General features: G+C 70.8%; 18 protein-coding genes. 14 read left to right on the forward strand and 4 right to left on the reverse strand.

Features of this window, described 5'->3' with window-relative positions; translation table 11 throughout:
• Positions 1 to 44 precede the first annotated feature (44 nt).
• From IF17_RS0120605 to IF17_RS0120640, 8 genes are all read left to right on the forward strand, one after another.
• Complete coding sequence (locus tag IF17_RS0120605; protein WP_030568049.1) at positions 45 to 788, forward strand: helix-turn-helix transcriptional regulator; 744 nt, start codon at positions 45 to 47, stop codon at positions 786 to 788.
• Complete coding sequence (gene sufB, locus IF17_RS0120610; RefSeq protein WP_030568051.1) at positions 785 to 2,206, forward strand: Fe-S cluster assembly protein SufB; 1,422 nt, start codon at positions 785 to 787, stop codon at positions 2,204 to 2,206. The genes IF17_RS0120605 and sufB overlap by 4 nt, the downstream gene beginning before the upstream one ends.
• A 99-nt stretch (positions 2,207 to 2,305) precedes the next feature.
• Complete coding sequence (sufD, locus tag IF17_RS0120615) at positions 2,306 to 3,487, forward strand: Fe-S cluster assembly protein SufD (RefSeq protein WP_030568053.1); 1,182 nt, start codon at positions 2,306 to 2,308, stop codon at positions 3,485 to 3,487.
• Positions 3,487 to 3,804: a bifunctional 3-phenylpropionate/cinnamic acid dioxygenase ferredoxin subunit gene (locus tag IF17_RS0120620; RefSeq protein WP_003969893.1), complete on the forward strand. Its 318-nt coding sequence runs from the start codon at positions 3,487 to 3,489 to the stop codon at positions 3,802 to 3,804. The genes sufD and IF17_RS0120620 overlap by 1 nt, the downstream gene beginning before the upstream one ends.
• Positions 3,805 to 3,811: 7 nt before the next feature.
• Positions 3,812 to 4,576: a Fe-S cluster assembly ATPase SufC gene (sufC, locus tag IF17_RS0120625; RefSeq protein ID WP_030568055.1), complete on the forward strand. Its 765-nt coding sequence runs from the start codon at positions 3,812 to 3,814 to the stop codon at positions 4,574 to 4,576.
• Positions 4,573 to 5,841 (forward strand): cysteine desulfurase, encoded by a 1,269-nt coding sequence (locus IF17_RS0120630; protein WP_030568057.1) that lies wholly within the window; start codon positions 4,573 to 4,575, stop codon positions 5,839 to 5,841. The genes sufC and IF17_RS0120630 overlap by 4 nt, the downstream gene beginning before the upstream one ends.
• A 10-nt stretch (positions 5,842 to 5,851) precedes the next feature.
• On the forward strand, positions 5,852 to 6,307 hold the full coding sequence (sufU, locus tag IF17_RS0120635) for a Fe-S cluster assembly sulfur transfer protein SufU (RefSeq protein ID WP_032772319.1): 456 nt from the start codon (positions 5,852 to 5,854) through the stop codon (positions 6,305 to 6,307).
• Entirely contained in the window at positions 6,304 to 6,642 is a 339-nt protein-coding gene (locus IF17_RS0120640) for a metal-sulfur cluster assembly factor (RefSeq protein WP_015607822.1), read from the forward strand. The genes sufU and IF17_RS0120640 overlap by 4 nt, the downstream gene beginning before the upstream one ends.
• Positions 6,643 to 6,742: 100 nt before the next feature.
• Here the strand turns inward: IF17_RS0120640 and IF17_RS0120645 are convergent, their stop codons facing one another.
• Complete coding sequence (locus IF17_RS0120645; protein WP_030568061.1) at positions 6,743 to 7,192, reverse strand: hypothetical protein; 450 nt, start codon at positions 7,190 to 7,192, stop codon at positions 6,743 to 6,745.
• Positions 7,193 to 7,266: 74 nt separating this feature from the next.
• On the opposite strand from IF17_RS0120645, the gene IF17_RS0120650 reads away from it, so the two are divergent.
• On the forward strand, positions 7,267 to 7,632 hold the full coding sequence (locus IF17_RS0120650) for a VOC family protein (RefSeq protein WP_030568063.1): 366 nt from the start codon (positions 7,267 to 7,269) through the stop codon (positions 7,630 to 7,632).
• 43 nt (positions 7,633 to 7,675) lie between these two features.
• On the opposite strand, the gene IF17_RS0120655 is transcribed toward IF17_RS0120650, so the two are convergent.
• A complete protein-coding gene (locus tag IF17_RS0120655) occupies positions 7,676 to 8,659 on the reverse strand; it encodes a DUF7847 domain-containing protein (RefSeq protein ID WP_030568065.1) in 984 nt (327 codons plus the stop codon).
• A 286-nt stretch (positions 8,660 to 8,945) separates the two neighbouring features.
• On the opposite strand from IF17_RS0120655, the gene IF17_RS0120660 reads away from it, so the two are divergent.
• The 3 genes from IF17_RS0120660 (at position 8,946) to dapD (ending at position 11,025) form a co-directional block, all read left to right on the forward strand.
• A complete protein-coding gene (locus IF17_RS0120660; RefSeq protein WP_018512172.1) occupies positions 8,946 to 9,272 on the forward strand; it encodes a DMT family transporter in 327 nt (108 codons plus the stop codon).
• Positions 9,272 to 9,826 carry a TetR/AcrR family transcriptional regulator gene (locus IF17_RS0120665; protein ID WP_030568067.1) on the forward strand — a complete coding sequence of 185 codons (555 nt, stop codon included), beginning with the start codon at positions 9,272 to 9,274 and terminating at the stop codon, positions 9,824 to 9,826. The genes IF17_RS0120660 and IF17_RS0120665 overlap by 1 nt, the downstream gene beginning before the upstream one ends.
• A 200-nt stretch (positions 9,827 to 10,026) precedes the next feature.
• Entirely contained in the window at positions 10,027 to 11,025 is a 999-nt protein-coding gene (dapD, locus tag IF17_RS0120670; RefSeq protein WP_030568070.1) for a 2,3,4,5-tetrahydropyridine-2,6-dicarboxylate N-succinyltransferase, read from the forward strand.
• Between the two features lie 4 nt (positions 11,026 to 11,029).
• Here the strand turns inward: dapD and dapA are convergent, their stop codons facing one another.
• Positions 11,030 to 11,914, reverse strand: a complete 885-nt coding sequence (gene dapA, locus IF17_RS0120675) for a 4-hydroxy-tetrahydrodipicolinate synthase (protein ID WP_030568072.1) — start codon at positions 11,912 to 11,914, stop codon at positions 11,030 to 11,032.
• 249 nt (positions 11,915 to 12,163) lie between these two features.
• Between dapA and IF17_RS0120680 the strand changes: the two genes are divergently transcribed.
• Positions 12,164 to 12,772, forward strand: coding sequence for a DUF4232 domain-containing protein (locus IF17_RS0120680; protein ID WP_030568074.1), 609 nt, complete (start codon positions 12,164 to 12,166; stop codon positions 12,770 to 12,772).
• 17 nt (positions 12,773 to 12,789) lie between these two features.
• Here IF17_RS0120680 and IF17_RS0120685 read toward each other — a convergent pair whose 3' ends face one another.
• The gene (locus IF17_RS0120685) at positions 12,790 to 13,551 is read right to left on the reverse strand and encodes a phosphodiesterase (RefSeq protein ID WP_030568076.1); all 762 of its coding nucleotides are present in this window, start codon (positions 13,549 to 13,551) and stop codon (positions 12,790 to 12,792) included.
• Positions 13,552 to 13,718: 167 nt separating this feature from the next.
• On the opposite strand from IF17_RS0120685, the gene IF17_RS0120690 reads away from it, so the two are divergent.
• Entirely contained in the window at positions 13,719 to 14,432 is a 714-nt protein-coding gene (locus tag IF17_RS0120690; RefSeq protein WP_030568078.1) for an antibiotic biosynthesis monooxygenase, read from the forward strand.
• Positions 14,433 to 14,507: the final 75 nt, after the last annotated feature.

A 14,507-nucleotide genomic window follows, 5' to 3' on the forward strand; every position in this document is an offset into this window, starting at 1 on the left:
GACCGTGGTTGTCATGGCCGAATGAATTACGCAACAATGGTGTTGTGAAATACGACGGTGGGTCTCCTCAGGAGGAACTCGCGACCGGTGAGCGCTCGACGCGCAACCGGGTCGCGCGCTCCATCCTGGACCACGGTCCGTCCACAGCCGCCGATCTGGCCAAGCGCGTCGGTCTCACTCAGGCCGCCGTCCGCCGCCACCTGGACGCCCTCGTCTCCGACGGGGTCGTGGAAGCCCGTGAACAGCGGGTCTACGGGGCGCGGACCCGCGGCAGGCCCGCCAAGGTGTTCGCCTTGACGGACTGCGGCCGGGACGCCTTCGACCAGTCCTACGACAAGCTGGCCGCGGACGCCCTGCGCTTCATCGCCGAATCCGGCGGGGACGAGGCGGTCACCGCCTTCGCCCGGGCCCGGATGGCGGCGATGGGCGAGGCGTACCGCGCCGCGGTCGAGGCCGCGGAGCCCTCGGAGCGCACCGAGGCCCTTGCCAGGGCCCTGAGCGCCGACGGGTACGCTGCTACGGCGCGCAGCGCGCCGGGCCCGCAGCAGGGCGAGCAGCTGTGCCAGCACCACTGCCCGGTGGCGCATGTCGCCGAGCAGTTCCCACAGCTGTGCGAGGCGGAGACGGAATTCTTCTCCAGCCTCCTCGGGACCCATGTGCAGCGTCTGGCCACCCTTGCCCACGGCGACGGCGTGTGCACGACATATGTGCCGCGCAGCGGCCAGGCAGCACCCCCACAGACCACCCATTCAGCATCTGCAAGCACGGCCGGGAGGAACCCCGCATGACGCTCCCCACGGAGACTGCCCACCCTGAGCTCGAGGGTCTGGGTACGTACGAATTCGGCTGGGCCGACTCCGACGCGGCAGGCGCGGCGGCGAAGCGCGGCCTGTCCGAGGCTGTCGTCCGCGACATCTCGGAGAAGAAGAACGAGCCCGAGTGGATGCTGAAGCTGCGGCTCAAGGGCCTCAAGCTCTTCGGCAAGAAGCCCATGCCGAACTGGGGCTCGGACCTGTCGGGCATCGACTTCGACAACATCAAGTACTTCGTGCGGTCCACGGAGAAGCAGGCGGCCTCCTGGGAGGAGCTGCCCGAGGACATCAAGAACACGTACGACAAGCTCGGCATCCCCGAGGCGGAGAAGCAGCGCCTCGTCGCCGGTGTCGCCGCGCAGTACGAGTCCGAGGTCGTCTACCACCAGATCAACGAGGAGCTGGAGGCGCAGGGTGTCATCTTCATGGACACCGACACCGCGCTGAAGGAGCACCCGGAGCTCTTCAAGGAGTACTTCGGCACCGTCATCCCCGTCGGTGACAACAAGTTCGCCTCGCTGAACTCGGCCGTGTGGTCCGGCGGCTCGTTCATCTACGTGCCCAAGGGTGTCCACGTCGAGATCCCGCTCCAGGCCTACTTCCGTATCAACACGGAGAACATGGGCCAGTTCGAGCGGACGCTGATCATCGTCGACGAGGACGCCTACGTCCACTACGTCGAGGGCTGCACCGCCCCGATCTACTCCTCGGACTCGCTGCACAGCGCCGTGGTCGAGATCATCGTGAAGAAGGGCGGCCGCTGCCGCTACACGACGATCCAGAACTGGTCGAACAACGTCTACAACCTGGTCACCAAGCGCGCCGTGGCCTACGAGGGCGCGACCATGGAGTGGGTCGACGGCAACATCGGCTCCAAGGTGACCATGAAGTACCCGGCCATCTACCTGATGGGCGAGCACGCCAAGGGTGAGACCCTCTCCATCGCCTTCGCGGGCGAGGGCCAGCACCAGGACGCCGGCGCCAAGATGGTCCACATGGCGCCGAACACCTCCTCGAACATCGTCTCCAAGTCGGTGGCGCGAGGCGGCGGCCGTACGTCCTACCGCGGTCTGATCGAGATCGGCGAGGGCGCGCCGGGCGCGAAGTCCAACGTGCTCTGCGACGCTCTGCTCGTCGACACGATCTCCCGCTCGGACACCTACCCCTACGTCGACGTCCGCGAGGACGACGTGTCGATGGGCCACGAGGCGACCGTCTCCAAGGTCTCCGAGGACCAGCTCTTCTACCTCATGAGCCGCGGACTCACCGAGTTCGAGGCCATGGCGATGATCGTGCGCGGCTTCGTCGAGCCGATCGCGAAGGAGCTGCCCATGGAGTACGCCCTGGAGCTCAACCGGCTGATCGAGCTGCAGATGGAGGGTTCGGTCGGCTAGGTCCTCGTACGAGGATCCTGTGGGGCGGCCCTCGCGGCCGCCCCCGCCCCCACCGAACCACCCCCCTTCTTGACTGAGAAAGCGAGCACTACGACAGCCATGGCTGAGGCTCAGAACACTCCGGTGGGCTCCACCACCGCCGGCTCCATCGCGGTGGCCGCCGAGTCGACCGTCGCCACGCGCATGAGCGCACCCCCGTCCTTCGACGTCGCGGACTTCCCCGTCCCGCACGGTCGCGAGGAGGAGTGGCGCTTCACCCCGCTGGAGCGGCTGCGCGGCCTGCACGACGGCACCGCCGTCGCCACGGGCAGCGGCGTGAAGGTCGCGATCGACGCGCCCGACGGCGTCACCGTCGAGACCGTCGGCCGCGACGACGCGCGGCTCGGCAAGGCCGGTACGCCGGTGGACCGGGTCGCCGCCCAGGCGTACAGCTCCTTCGAGCAGGCCTCGGTCGTCACCGTCGCCAAGGAGGCCGTGCTCGCCGAGCCGATCCGGATCACCGTGCACGGCGAGGGCGGCACCGCCTACGGCCACCAGCTCATCGAGCTGAAGGCCTTCGCCGAGGCCGTCGTCGTCATCGACCACACCGGTGATGCGGTGCTCGCCGCCAACGTCGACTACGTCCTCGGTGACGGCGCCAAACTGACCGTCGTCTCCGTCCAGGACTGGGACGACACGGCCGTCCACGTCGGCCAGCACAACGCGCTGGTCGGCCGGGACGCCTCCTTCAAGTCGATCGTCGTCACCTTCGGCGGCGACCTGGTCCGCCTGCACCCGCGGGTCGCCTACGCGGCGCCCGGCGGCGAGGCGGAGCTCTTCGGTCTGTACTTCACCGACAAGGGCCAGCACCAGGAGCACCGCCTCCTGGTCGACCACAACACCCCGCACTGCAAGTCCAACGCGGTGTACAAGGGCGCACTCCAGGGCGACGGCGCGCACGCCGTCTGGATCGGCGACGTCCTCATCCAGGCCGCGGCCGAGGGCACCGACACCTACGAGATGAACCGGAACCTCGTCCTCACCGACGGCGCCCGGGTCGACTCCGTACCCAACCTGGAGATCGAGACCGGCGAGATCGTCGGCGCCGGCCACGCCTCGGCGACCGGCCGCTTCGACGACGAGCAGCTGTTCTACCTCCAGTCCCGCGGCATCCCGGCCGAGGAGGCCCGCCGCCTGGTCGTGCGCGGCTTCTTCGCCGAGCTCGTCCAGCAGATCGGCCTGCCCGACGTGGAAGCGCGTCTGCTCGACAAGATCGAGACCGAGCTGAGGGCGTCCGTCTGATGTCCTTCGTCAAGGCGTGCGCGCTGAGTGAGCTGGAGGACGACACCCCGAAGCGGGTGGAGCTCGACGGCACACCGGTCTCCGTCGTCCGCACCGAGGGCGAGGTGTTCGCGATCAACGACATCTGCTCGCACGCGAACGTGTCGCTCTCGGAGGGCGAGGTGGAGGACTGTGCGATCGAGTGCTGGCTGCACGGCTCGTCGTTCGACCTCCGCACCGGCAAGCCGTCCGGCCTTCCCGCGACGCGCCCCGTCCCCGTATACCCCGTAAAGATCGAAGGGGACGATGTGCTCGTCTCCGTCACCCAGGAGTCCTGAGTCACCCATGGCAACGCTTGAAATCCGCGACCTGCACGTCTCCGTCGAGGCCGACAACGCCACGAAGGAGATCCTCAAGGGCGTCGACCTGACCGTGAAGCAGGGCGAGACCCACGCCATCATGGGCCCCAACGGGTCCGGCAAGTCCACCCTCGCGTACTCGCTCGCGGGTCACCCCAAGTACACGATCACGAGTGGCACGGTCACCCTGGACGGCGAGGACGTCCTGGAGATGTCCGTCGACGAGCGCGCCCGCGCCGGCCTCTTCCTGGCCATGCAGTACCCCGTCGAGATCCCCGGTGTCTCGGTCTCCAACTTCCTGCGCACCTCCGCCACCGCCGTCCGCGGCGAGGCGCCCAAGCTGCGTACGTGGGTCAAGGAGGTCAAGGAGACGATGGCCGAGCTCCAGATGGACCCGGCCTTCGCCGAGCGCAACGTCAACGAGGGCTTCTCCGGCGGTGAGAAGAAGCGCCACGAGATCCTTCAGCTGGAGCTCCTCAAGCCGAAGATCGCCGTCCTGGACGAGACCGACTCCGGCCTGGACGTCGACGCGCTCAAGACCGTCTCCGAGGGTGTCAACCGGGTCCGCGCGACCGGCGAGGTCGGCACGCTGCTGATCACGCACTACACCCGCATCCTGAAGTACATCCAGCCCGACTTCGTGCACGTGTTCGCCAACGGCCGTATCGCGGCCTCCGGCGGTGCCGAGCTGGCCGACCAGCTGGAGAACGAGGGCTACGAGGCATACACGAAGGGTGGCGCTTCCGCGTGACTGACGCCCGACAGGGGCTCACCGGCCTCCTCGACACCGAGGCGATCCGCAAGGACTTCCCGATCCTGGACCGCACGGTCCACGACGGCAAGAAGATCCTCTACCTGGACTCCGCGGCGACCTCGCAGAAGCCGCGCCAGGTCCTCGACGCGCTCAACACGTACTACGAGCGCCACAACGCGAACGTGCACCGAGGCGTCTACACGATCGCCGAGGAGGCCACCGCGCTGTACGAAGGCGCCCGTGACAAGGTCGCGGCCTTCATCAACGCGCCGAGCCGCAACGAGGTGATCTTCACCAAGAACGCCTCGGAGTCGCTCAACCTCGTGGCCAACATGCTCGGCTGGGCGGACGAGCCCTACCGGGTGGACCGCGACACCGAGATCGTCACCACGGAGATGGAGCACCACTCCAACATCGTGCCCTGGCAGCTGCTCTCGCAGCGCACCGGCGCGAAGCTGAAGTGGTTCGGCATCACCGACGACGGCCGGCTCGACCTGTCGAACATCGACGAGATCATCACCGAGAAGACGAAGATCGTCTCCTTCACGCTGGTCTCCAACATCCTGGGCACCGTCAACCCGGTCGAGCAGATCATCCGCCGCGCCCAGCAGGTCGGCGCGCTGGTCTGCATCGACGCCTCGCAGGCCGCCCCGCACATGGTCCTGGACGTGCAGGCGCTCCAGGCCGACTTCGTGGCCTTCACCGGCCACAAGATGGTCGGCCCGACGGGTATCGGCGTGCTCTGGGGACGGCAGGAGCTCTTGGAGGACCTGCCGCCGTTCCTCGGCGGCGGCGAGATGATCGAGACCGTGTCGATGCACTCGTCCACCTATGCCCCGGCGCCGCACAAGTTCGAGGCCGGTACGCCCCCGATCGCCCAGGCCGTCGGCCTCGGCGCGGCCGTGGACTACCTCACCTCGATCGGTATGGAGAACATCCACCAGCACGAGAAGGCGATCACCCAGTACGCGGTGAAGCGCCTCCTTGAGGTCCCGGACCTGCGGATCATCGGTCCGGCGACGGCCGAGGACCGCGGGGCGACGATCTCCTTCACGCTCGGCGACATCCACCCGCACGACGTGGGCCAGGTCCTCGACGAGATGGGCATCTGCGTCCGGGTCGGCCACCACTGCGCCCGCCCGGTCTGCCTGCGGTACGGAATTCCCGCGACGACGCGAGCGTCGTTCTATCTGTACTCCACGCCCGCCGAGGTCGACGCACTGGTGGACGGGCTGGAGCACGTCCGGAACTTCTTCGGCTGAGGGCTGACTGGTGAAGCTTGATTCCATGTACCAGGAAGTGATCCTGGACCACTACAAGCACCCCCACGGGCGCGGCCTGCGGGACGGCGACGCCGAGGTGCACCACGTCAACCCGACGTGCGGCGACGAGATCACGCTCCGGGTGAAGTACGACGGCGAGACCATCGCCGACGTGAGCTACGAGGGCCAGGGCTGCTCCATCAGCCAGGCCTCCGCCTCCGTGCTGAACGAGCTGCTCGTCGGCAAGGAGCTGGCCGAGGCGCAGAAGATCCAGGCGGCCTTCCTGGAGCTGATGCAGTCCAAGGGCCAGCTGGAGCCGGACGACGCGATGGAGGAGGTGCTGGAGGACGCCGTTGCGTTCGCCGGTGTCTCCAAGTACCCCGCCCGGGTCAAATGCGCGCTGCTGAGCTGGATGGCGTGGAAGGACGCGACGGCGAAGGCGCTGTCCGAAGGGAAGACCGCATGAGCGAGAACGAGACCGCGACCATGAAGCCGGCCTCCGAGGAGGAGGTCCGCGAGGCGCTGTACGACGTCGTCGACCCCGAGCTGGGCATCGACGTCGTCAACCTGGGCCTGATCTACGGCATCCACGTCGACGACGCCAACATCGCCACCCTCGACATGACCCTGACGTCCGCGGCCTGCCCGCTGACCGATGTCATCGAGGACCAGGCGAAGTCCGCCACGGACGGCATCGTCAACGAGCTCCGGATCAACTGGGTCTGGATGCCGCCGTGGGGCCCGGACAAGATCACGGACGACGGACGCGAGCAGCTCCGCGCGCTCGGCTTCAACGTCTGACCCCGAGCTTTTCGGCACCACACGAACGGCCGTGCCCGCCAGTCCTGCTGGCGGGCACGGCCGTTCGCGTCGTACGGGAAGCGCGTCGTACGGGAAGCGCTCAGGCGAGCGGGGGCGCGGGCCGTGCGGCACGGAGCGTGCCCCGGACCTCCCCGGCGCAGACCAGCGCGATCACCGCACAGGCCGCCACGGCCACCACCGCGACCAGGCTGTCCGGCCCCGGGGACTCCCGCAGGGCCGTCGTCGCGAAGCTCACCGCGACGACGATCTCGGTGACCCCGAGCACCGCGAGCCACGCGGCCCGTGCGCCACCCGGCACCCGGGCCCGTACGGCCTCCGAGCCCAGCAGCGCCGCCCCGCCGACGGCCGGCAGGACGAACGCCAGCAGCAGCCCGTCGAACAGGGCGTGGGCGACGGGCGAGGGGTCCGTGTGGTCGATCTCGGCGCTGCCGTGCCCCGACAGGGCGAACAGCAGCCCGAAGAAGCCCAGGTAGGCGACCTGGAGGCAGAGCAGGACGGGCGCGACCCCGTGGATGAGCAGGCGTTTCACGTGTGGTCTCCGAAAGGTGCTTCGTAAGTGGGGTGCGGGTGCGGGCGCCGTGACCGCCGGGCACACTGTCCGGCATGGCCGTCCGCATGTACCACCTCGCCGTCGATGCCCATGACCTGCCGCTCCTGGCCCGCTTCTGGAGCGCGGTGCTGGACTGGCAGGTGCTCTTCGAGGACGAGGACGAGATCGTCATCGGCGCGCACGAGACCGCGCTGCCGGGCATGTGCTTCCTCCCCGTGCCGGAGGGGAAGACCGTCAAGAACCGGCTGCACATCGACCTGACCCCCGACGACCAGGACGCCGAGGTGGAGCGCATCCTCGCGCTCGGCGCACGGCGGCTGGACGTCGGGCAGGGACCGGAAGCCACCTGGGTGGTGCTGGCCGATCCCGAGGGCAACGAGTTCTGTGTGCTGCGCCCGAAGCGGACGCTGACCGACTGAGCCCCGGCGGGCCGGTGCGGACCTACGCCGGGCTTGTGCGGCCTTACGCCGGGGCGGTCGGGGGCGGCCCGTACTGCTCCGGCACATTCTGTGCCGCCGCCTCCGCCAGGACCGGGGCCAGGTTCTCGTTGCGCATCCGGAGGTCCACGTACAGCAGTCCGGTCATCAGGGGCGGGAAGATCGACGAGAAGAGCTGGCTGACCAGCCCGCTGATCATGGACAGCACCACGAAGCCGCCGAAGAGGGCGAGGATCTCCCCGCCGCTCGGTTCGCCTGTCATCTCCGTGCTGTCCAGGGAGCCGGGGATCATGCCGAGCGCCTGGAACGGCATCTGGATCATGTAGCCGACCACGGACGCCAGCCCGAAGGCGAGCAGGGTGATGCCGAGGACCCGCCACCAGCTGCCCTGCACCAGCCGGGCCGAGCGGCGGAGCGCCGCGACCGGGCGCTGGGCCTCGAAGACCACGATCGTCGGGGCCAGGGAGAACTTCACCCAGAGCCAGATCGAGAGCGGGGCGAGCACCAGCCAGCCGAGGAGGCCGAACAGGAGCAGCGTCCCCCCGGTGTCCGAGTCACCGAGCGAGACGAAATAGACCACGGTCGCGACCATGGTGAACATGATGACCAGGAAGGGGATGGCCACGGCCAGGGCCAGCAGGAACACCGTGCCGATCATGGCCCACACCCGCGACCAGGCCCGCTTCCAGACGGTGCCGAAGCCGATCGGGCGGCCCAGGACCGCTTCCTGGAGGACGACCGGGACCGCCGCCTGGACGACGGCCGACGCCAGCAGGTAGGCGATGACGCCGATGACCATCAGGACACCGAACGTGATGCCCAGCGGGACCAGTTGGGCCGTGTCCGGTTCGCCGGGCCCGGTCAGGTCGTCCCAGTTGGCCGCCACGGTGGAGAAGGCGATGGCCACCCCGATGCCCAGCACGGCCGTCGCCGCGCCGAAGAGCGCCAGCGCTATCCCGACCAGCGGCTTCCAGTAGCCGCCGATCGTCGCGAAGGCGCCGCTGAGCATGTCCGAGACCCTCAGCGGCGACAGGGGTATCACCCCCGGCTTGGGCGGTGCCGCCCATCCGCCCATCCAGTCACCCGGTCCCTGCGCTCCCCCGTGGAAGGGCCCCCCACCGTGGGGCGCGCCCCCGTACGGGCCACCGCCCCACCCTGCATCCTGCGCCACTGTCACTCCGCTCCTGTCGTCGGCCCGTGGTCCCGGGCCGTGTCATCGGTCGGCACACCGTAGCGCCCCTGGTGTGGGCCGATGATATGTACGGTCGTACGCAACGATGCGTACACTCGTACACATGGGATACGCATACGGACTGCTGGCCGCGGCGATCGCGGCGGAGGTGGCCGGGACGACGGCCATGAAGTACAGCGAGGGGTTCACCCGGCTCTGGCCCTCGATCGGCACGGCGGTGGGGTATCTGATCGCCTTCACCCTGCTAGCGCAGACCCTCAAGACGCTCTCCGTGGGCACCGCGTACGCGATCTGGGCCGGCGTCGGCACGGCGGCCGTGGCCCTCATCGGGATCCTGTTCCTGGGGGAGTCCAGCAGCCTGGTCAAGATCGTGGGGGTCGGTCTGATCGTCGTCGGGGTCGTCGTGCTCAACCTGGGAGGAGCCCACTGATGGCCCGCCGGTACGACCCCGACCGGCGGACGCGGATCATCGACGCGGCGCTGCGGGTGATAGCGGCCGACGGGATAGCCGGGCTCAGCCACCGGACGGTGGCCGCCGAGGCCGACGTGCCGCTCGGCTCGACCACGTACCACTTCGGCTCGCTGGACGAGCTGCTGACGGCCGCCCTGCGCCGGTCCAACGAGAACTTCGCCCGGGCGCTGCGCGCCAGCGAGGTGTGCGCCGGGGACGCGTCCTCCGCCTCCGGTCTCGCCGATGAGCTGACCCGGGTGCTGGGGGAGTGGTTCGAGGGCGACCGGGGCGCGATCGAGCTGGAGTACGAGCTGTACCTCGCGGCCCTGCGCCGCCCTGCCCTGCGTCCCGTCGCCGCGGAGTGGACCGCGTCGGCGGTCGAGGTGCTGTCCGCGCGCACGGACCCGGCCACCGCGCGGGCGCTGGTCGCGCTGCTGGACGGCGTCTGCCTCCAGGTGCTGCTGACCGGCTCCGCCTTCGATCCGGCCTACACCCGCGAGATGCTGGCGCGGGTGGTGGACGGCTGCGCCTGAGCGTCCGGGGCCGGGCCTGAGGGGCGCGGGCCGGGCCGGCGGCGGGCGGGTGCGGGTCAGCCCAGGCCGCGTACGGTCTCCAGGGCGGCGCGCACGCTGCTCCGGCCGGTGTGCGCCCCGGTCGCGGGGGCCGCCGCGGGAGGGGCCGGAAGCTGAGACCGGTTCGCCCGAGCGGGCCCCGGCCGGTTAGGTTTCTGTCCATGACCGACACGACTTCCCAGGCCACTTCCCGTACCACCGGCGCCGTCGCCGCCGGCCTCGCCACCGTCGCCGGTGACGGCACCGTCCTCGACACCTGGTTCCCCGCCCCCGAGCTCAAGCCCGAGCCCGGCCCGGCCGGTACGCAGCGGCTCACCCCGGACGAGGCCGTCAACCGCCTCGGTGAGGGCGCCGCCAAGGCCATCGGCGTGGACGCCCGGCGCGGCGTCGAGGTCGTCGCCGTCTCCACGGTCATCTCCTCGCTGGAGGACAAGCCGCTCGACGCGCACGACGCGTACCTGCGCCTGCACCTGCTCTCGCACCGGCTCGTCCAGCCGCACGGCCAGAACCTCGACGGCCTCTTCGGCCTGCTGGCCAACGTCGCCTGGACCTCGCTCGGCCCGGTCGCCGTCGACGACCTGGAGCGGGTCCGCCTCAACGCCCGCGCCGAGGGGCTGCACCTCCAGGTGACCTCGGTCGACAAGTTCCCGCGCATGACGGACTACGTGGCCCCCAAGGGCGTACGCATCGCCGACGCCGACCGGGTCCGCCTCGGCGCGCACCTCGCCGCCGGGACCACCGTCATGCACGAGGGCTTCGTCAACTTCAACGCGGGCACCCTCGGCACCTCCATGGTCGAGGGCCGCATCTCCGCGGGCGTCGTCGTCGGCGACGGCTCCGACATCGGCGGCGGCGCCTCCACCATGGGCACCCTCTCCGGCGGCGGCAACGTCCGCATCGTCATCGGTGAGCGCTGCCTGGTCGGCGCGGAGGCCGGCGTCGGCATCGCGCTGGGCGACGAGTGCGTCGTGGAGGCCGGGCTGTACGTCACGGCCGGCACCCGCGTCACGCTGCCGGACGGCCAGGTCGTCAAGGCCCGCGAGCTCTCCGGCGCCTCCAACATCCTCTTCCGCCGCAACTCGGTCACCGGCACCGTCGAGGCCCGCCCGAACAACGCGGTGTGGGGCGGCCTGAACGACGTCCTGCACGCCCACAACTAGCTTTTCAGGCGGAGGCCAGGAGCTCCTCGTACGCCGCACGCAGCCCGTCGACCGCCTCGCGGCCGGCGGGCTGCAGCGGTTCCCGGACCGGGCCCGCGTCCAGCAGGGCCTTCGCGGTGACGGTGCCGGGCAGCCCGCCCGCCATCATCAGCTCGGCCAGCCGGACCGTCAGCCCGTTCAGCCGCGCCGCCTCGTCCGTCCGCCCCGCGTCGAACGCGTCCAGCGGGGCCCGCATCTGACGCGGGGCCACGTTGGCGACCGTGCTGACATAGCCCGCGCCGCCCAGCGCGTACAGCGGGAGGTTCAGCTCCTCGCACCCCGAGTAGTACGCCAGCCCGGTGCGGGCGATCACCTTCGTCGACCCGAGCAGGTCGTACGCGCAGTCCTTCACCGCGACGACGCGCGGGTGGTCCGCGAGCCGCAGCAGGGTCTCCGGTTCGATCCGGACGCCGGTGCGGCCGGGGATGTCGTACAGCATCAGCGGTACGCCGGTGGCCTCGGCGATCCGCAGGAAGTACGTCTCCACGGCGGCCTGCGGTGGGCGGCTGTAGTACGGCGGCACCACCAACAGCCCGTCCGCGCCCGCCTCTTCGGCCTCGCGCGCGAGCCGCACCGCGTGCGTGGTGTCCGCGCTGCCGACCCCGGAGAGCAGCGGCACCCCGTCACCGACCTCCGCCCGGACCGCCCGCAGCAGGTCCGACTTCTCCGCGTCCGACGTGGTGGGCGACTCCCCGGTGGTGCCGCTGAGCACCAGTCCGTCGCACCCTTCGGCCACCAGATGCGCGGCGTGGGCGCGGACGGCGTCGAGGTCCAGCGCCCCGGTGGCGGTGAACGGCGTGATCATGGCGCAGAGGGTGCGGCCGAAGGGGCGGGGCGCGGTGGCAGTCATGTCCGAAGTGTCGGCTCCGGTGAGCGTGAAGGTCCACTTAGATCTGCTTGTCCGGACCGGGAAGAGATGCTGAACAGTGCCGTGGGGAGCCCGCCCCTGACATGATCGAACACGCGGACGGCGTACGGCCGGAGGGCTGTGATGAGGGGCGGGCGAGGGATGGGCGGGATGGGCGAGCGGGTGCGGGGACGGGCGCGAGTGCCGGGGCGGGAGCGGGGACGGGCGCAGGCGTGGAGACCGGCCGCGGTGATGGTGCTCCTGACGGCGCTGACCGGCTGCTCGGGATTCCTCGTCCCGGCCGGTGAGGGCGAACGCGAGCCCACCCCGACCGCCCCGGCCGCGACTCCGCCCCCGCCCTCCGTCACCCCGCCACCGGTCGCCGACGTACCGGCGCAGGGCCCGACGCCGTCCCGCACCGCCACCCCCACGCCCACCGGCACGTGCCCCGCCTCCGGCGCCGTGGTGACCATGGGGGAGGTGCAGGCCGTGATGATGAGCCGTGCCGTGGTCCTCACCCTGACCAACTGCGGCTCGAAGCCCTACCGGGTCGACGGCTACCCCTCGGTCCAGGCGCTCGGCGAGGACGGCGAGCGCCTCCCGGTGAAGGTCAACCCGGCCGGGTCGGTATTCGGCCAGGACAAGGGCCCCGAGCCGCGCACGCTGAAGCCGGGCGCCGCCGTGAAGTCAATGCTCGCCTGGGTCTCCACGAAGGAGGGCGGCGAACTCGTCATGGCCGACGCGCTGGAACTGGCCGCCGCGCCCGACGCCGGGGCGCGGGTCTATCCGCTGGAGGGCCATGACATCCGGTACATGGACGAGCTGAACATCACGGCCTGGCGGGCGGAGCTGCCCGAGTGACGCCGGGGGCCCGGTCCTCACCCGCCGTCCACCGGCACGGTGTGGGTGACCCAGGCCGTGCCGGGCGGCCCCTCCGGCGCCACGTGCAGCAGGAACGAGGCGAGTTCGCCGGTGTAGCCGGGCGGCCCCTCCCGCCGCACCAGCCCGCTCTGCCGGTACGTGCTCGGCGCGACGGCCACCGTGCTGCCAGCGAAGGCCGCCGTGACCGGGCGGTGCACATGGCCCGCCAGCACGCGGACGACCCGGAGGTGTGCGGCGACCACCTCGGCCAGTGCGGGGCCGTCCGCCAGACCCATCGCGTCCAGGAAAGGGATGCCGACCGGGACCGGAGGATGGTGCAGGCACACGACGGCCGGTACGCCGGGGCGCCGGGAGAGGACCCGGTCCAGCCAGGACAGCTGTGCGGGCCCCAGGCGGCCGCCGGGTGAACCGGACACTTTCGAGTCCAGCACCGCGACGGTGAGCGCCGGGTGCTCCACCTCGTACGTCGTCGTCGTTCCCCCACCGAGGAAGCGCGTCCCGCCGAACGCCTCCACGAGTGCCTCCGGCGCATCGTGATTCCCCGTCACCAGGTGCAGCGGCCGCGGGAACGCGCCGAGTGCCTCGCCCACCGCCGCGTACTCCTCGGGCTCCCCGCGCTCGGTGAGGTCGCCGGTGATCACGACGCACTCCGGGGGCGGGTCCAGCGCGAGCACGTGGTGCAGGGCGGCGCGCAGCCCTGCCGCCGGGGCCTGTGCCGAGGGGCCGGTGGTGATGTGGGGGTTGCTCAGGTGCGCCACGGAGAGGGTCTTGCCCCGGCCCTTCCCCGGGTGTTCCCCCGACGCACGCGGTCTCGCCGGGGGCGAACGGCGGCAGGGGCAGGGCTCTCTTGACCTCGAGCGGACTTGAGGTGTGACGGTGGTGGCGACGGCGCACCGGACGGTGCGCGTGAGAGGGGAGAGCCACCATGACCGTGCACTTCACCGACCGCCCGGACCCGGCCCGTGACGACGCGGGGATCGCCAAGGCCAGTACCTGGGACGTCGGTACGCCGGAGCGGCAGCGGCAGGCCGTCGACGCCATCCGGAAGGCGTGGGAGAGCCGGGAGTGGCCGCACCCCGGGCTGCTCTCGTACAGCGTCTACGCGGGTGAGGACGGCAGGACCCTGCTGCACTACTCCCAGTGGTCCGGCGAGCAGGCCTACCAGGACTTCGTCCGGGAGAGCCGTGACGCCCGCAACGCCGACATCGACGCCGCCGTGCCGGGCATCGAACGCCTCGCCCTGCACACGTACGAGCTGTACCGCTCCGGGCTCCGGGCCGAGGGCGACACCCGCGAGCCCGGGTGCGTCGTGATCGTCGACGTGGAGTTCGCCGGCCCCGACCCGGCCCGGCAACGGGACTGGGTGGACGCCGTGTTCGAGGCGCTCGGCGAGGACCCCCACACCCCCGCCGGCGGCATCGCCGCACACTTCCACGTCAGCACCGACGGCACCCGGGTCCTCAACTATGCCGAGTGGGAGAGCGCCGGACACCACATCGCGGCACTGGCCGCACCCGGCGAAAGGATCGGCTCCCCGTCACCGCTGTGGGAACGCGTCCAGAAGTACCCGGGGATGGCCGGCGGGGGCGTGAACCGCTACACGCCCGCGCTCAGCATGGCGGCGGGCGCGGGCGCATGAAGGGCGCGCCGGGCGGCGGGCGGCGAATGACGTCTAGGCTTGGACGGCTGAACCGCGTACGCCCTCCGTACGCTC

It is taken from the genome of Streptomyces cyaneofuscatus (genome assembly GCF_000718135.1).
Classification (GTDB): Bacteria; Actinomycetota; Actinomycetes; order Streptomycetales; family Streptomycetaceae; genus Streptomyces; species Streptomyces cyaneofuscatus.

Bases quoted from the DNA above. Each gene is read 5' to 3' on its own strand.
- sufB (WP_030568051.1), top strand. From the start codon at position 785: ATGACGCTCCCCACGGAGACTGCCCACCCTGAGCTCGAGGGTCTGGGT.
- sufD (WP_030568053.1), top strand. From the start codon at position 2,306: ATGGCTGAGGCTCAGAACACTCCGGTGGGCTCCACCACCGCCGGCTCC.
- IF17_RS0120620 (WP_003969893.1), top strand. From the start codon at position 3,487: ATGTCCTTCGTCAAGGCGTGCGCGCTGAGTGAGCTGGAGGACGACACC.
- sufC (WP_030568055.1), top strand. From the start codon at position 3,812: ATGGCAACGCTTGAAATCCGCGACCTGCACGTCTCCGTCGAGGCCGAC.
- IF17_RS0120640 (WP_015607822.1), top strand. From the start codon at position 6,304: ATGAGCGAGAACGAGACCGCGACCATGAAGCCGGCCTCCGAGGAGGAG.
- IF17_RS0120650 (WP_030568063.1), top strand. From the start codon at position 7,267: ATGGCCGTCCGCATGTACCACCTCGCCGTCGATGCCCATGACCTGCCG.
- IF17_RS0120655 (WP_030568065.1), bottom strand. From the start codon at position 8,659: ATGCTCAGCGGCGCCTTCGCGACGATCGGCGGCTACTGGAAGCCGCTG.
- IF17_RS0120660 (WP_018512172.1), top strand. From the start codon at position 8,946: ATGGGATACGCATACGGACTGCTGGCCGCGGCGATCGCGGCGGAGGTG.
- IF17_RS0120665 (WP_030568067.1), top strand. From the start codon at position 9,272: ATGGCCCGCCGGTACGACCCCGACCGGCGGACGCGGATCATCGACGCG.
- dapD (WP_030568070.1), top strand. From the start codon at position 10,027: ATGACCGACACGACTTCCCAGGCCACTTCCCGTACCACCGGCGCCGTC.
- dapA (WP_030568072.1), bottom strand. From the start codon at position 11,914: ATGACTGCCACCGCGCCCCGCCCCTTCGGCCGCACCCTCTGCGCCATG.
- IF17_RS0120680 (WP_030568074.1), top strand. From the start codon at position 12,164: ATGGTGCTCCTGACGGCGCTGACCGGCTGCTCGGGATTCCTCGTCCCG.
- IF17_RS0120690 (WP_030568078.1), top strand. From the start codon at position 13,719: ATGACCGTGCACTTCACCGACCGCCCGGACCCGGCCCGTGACGACGCG.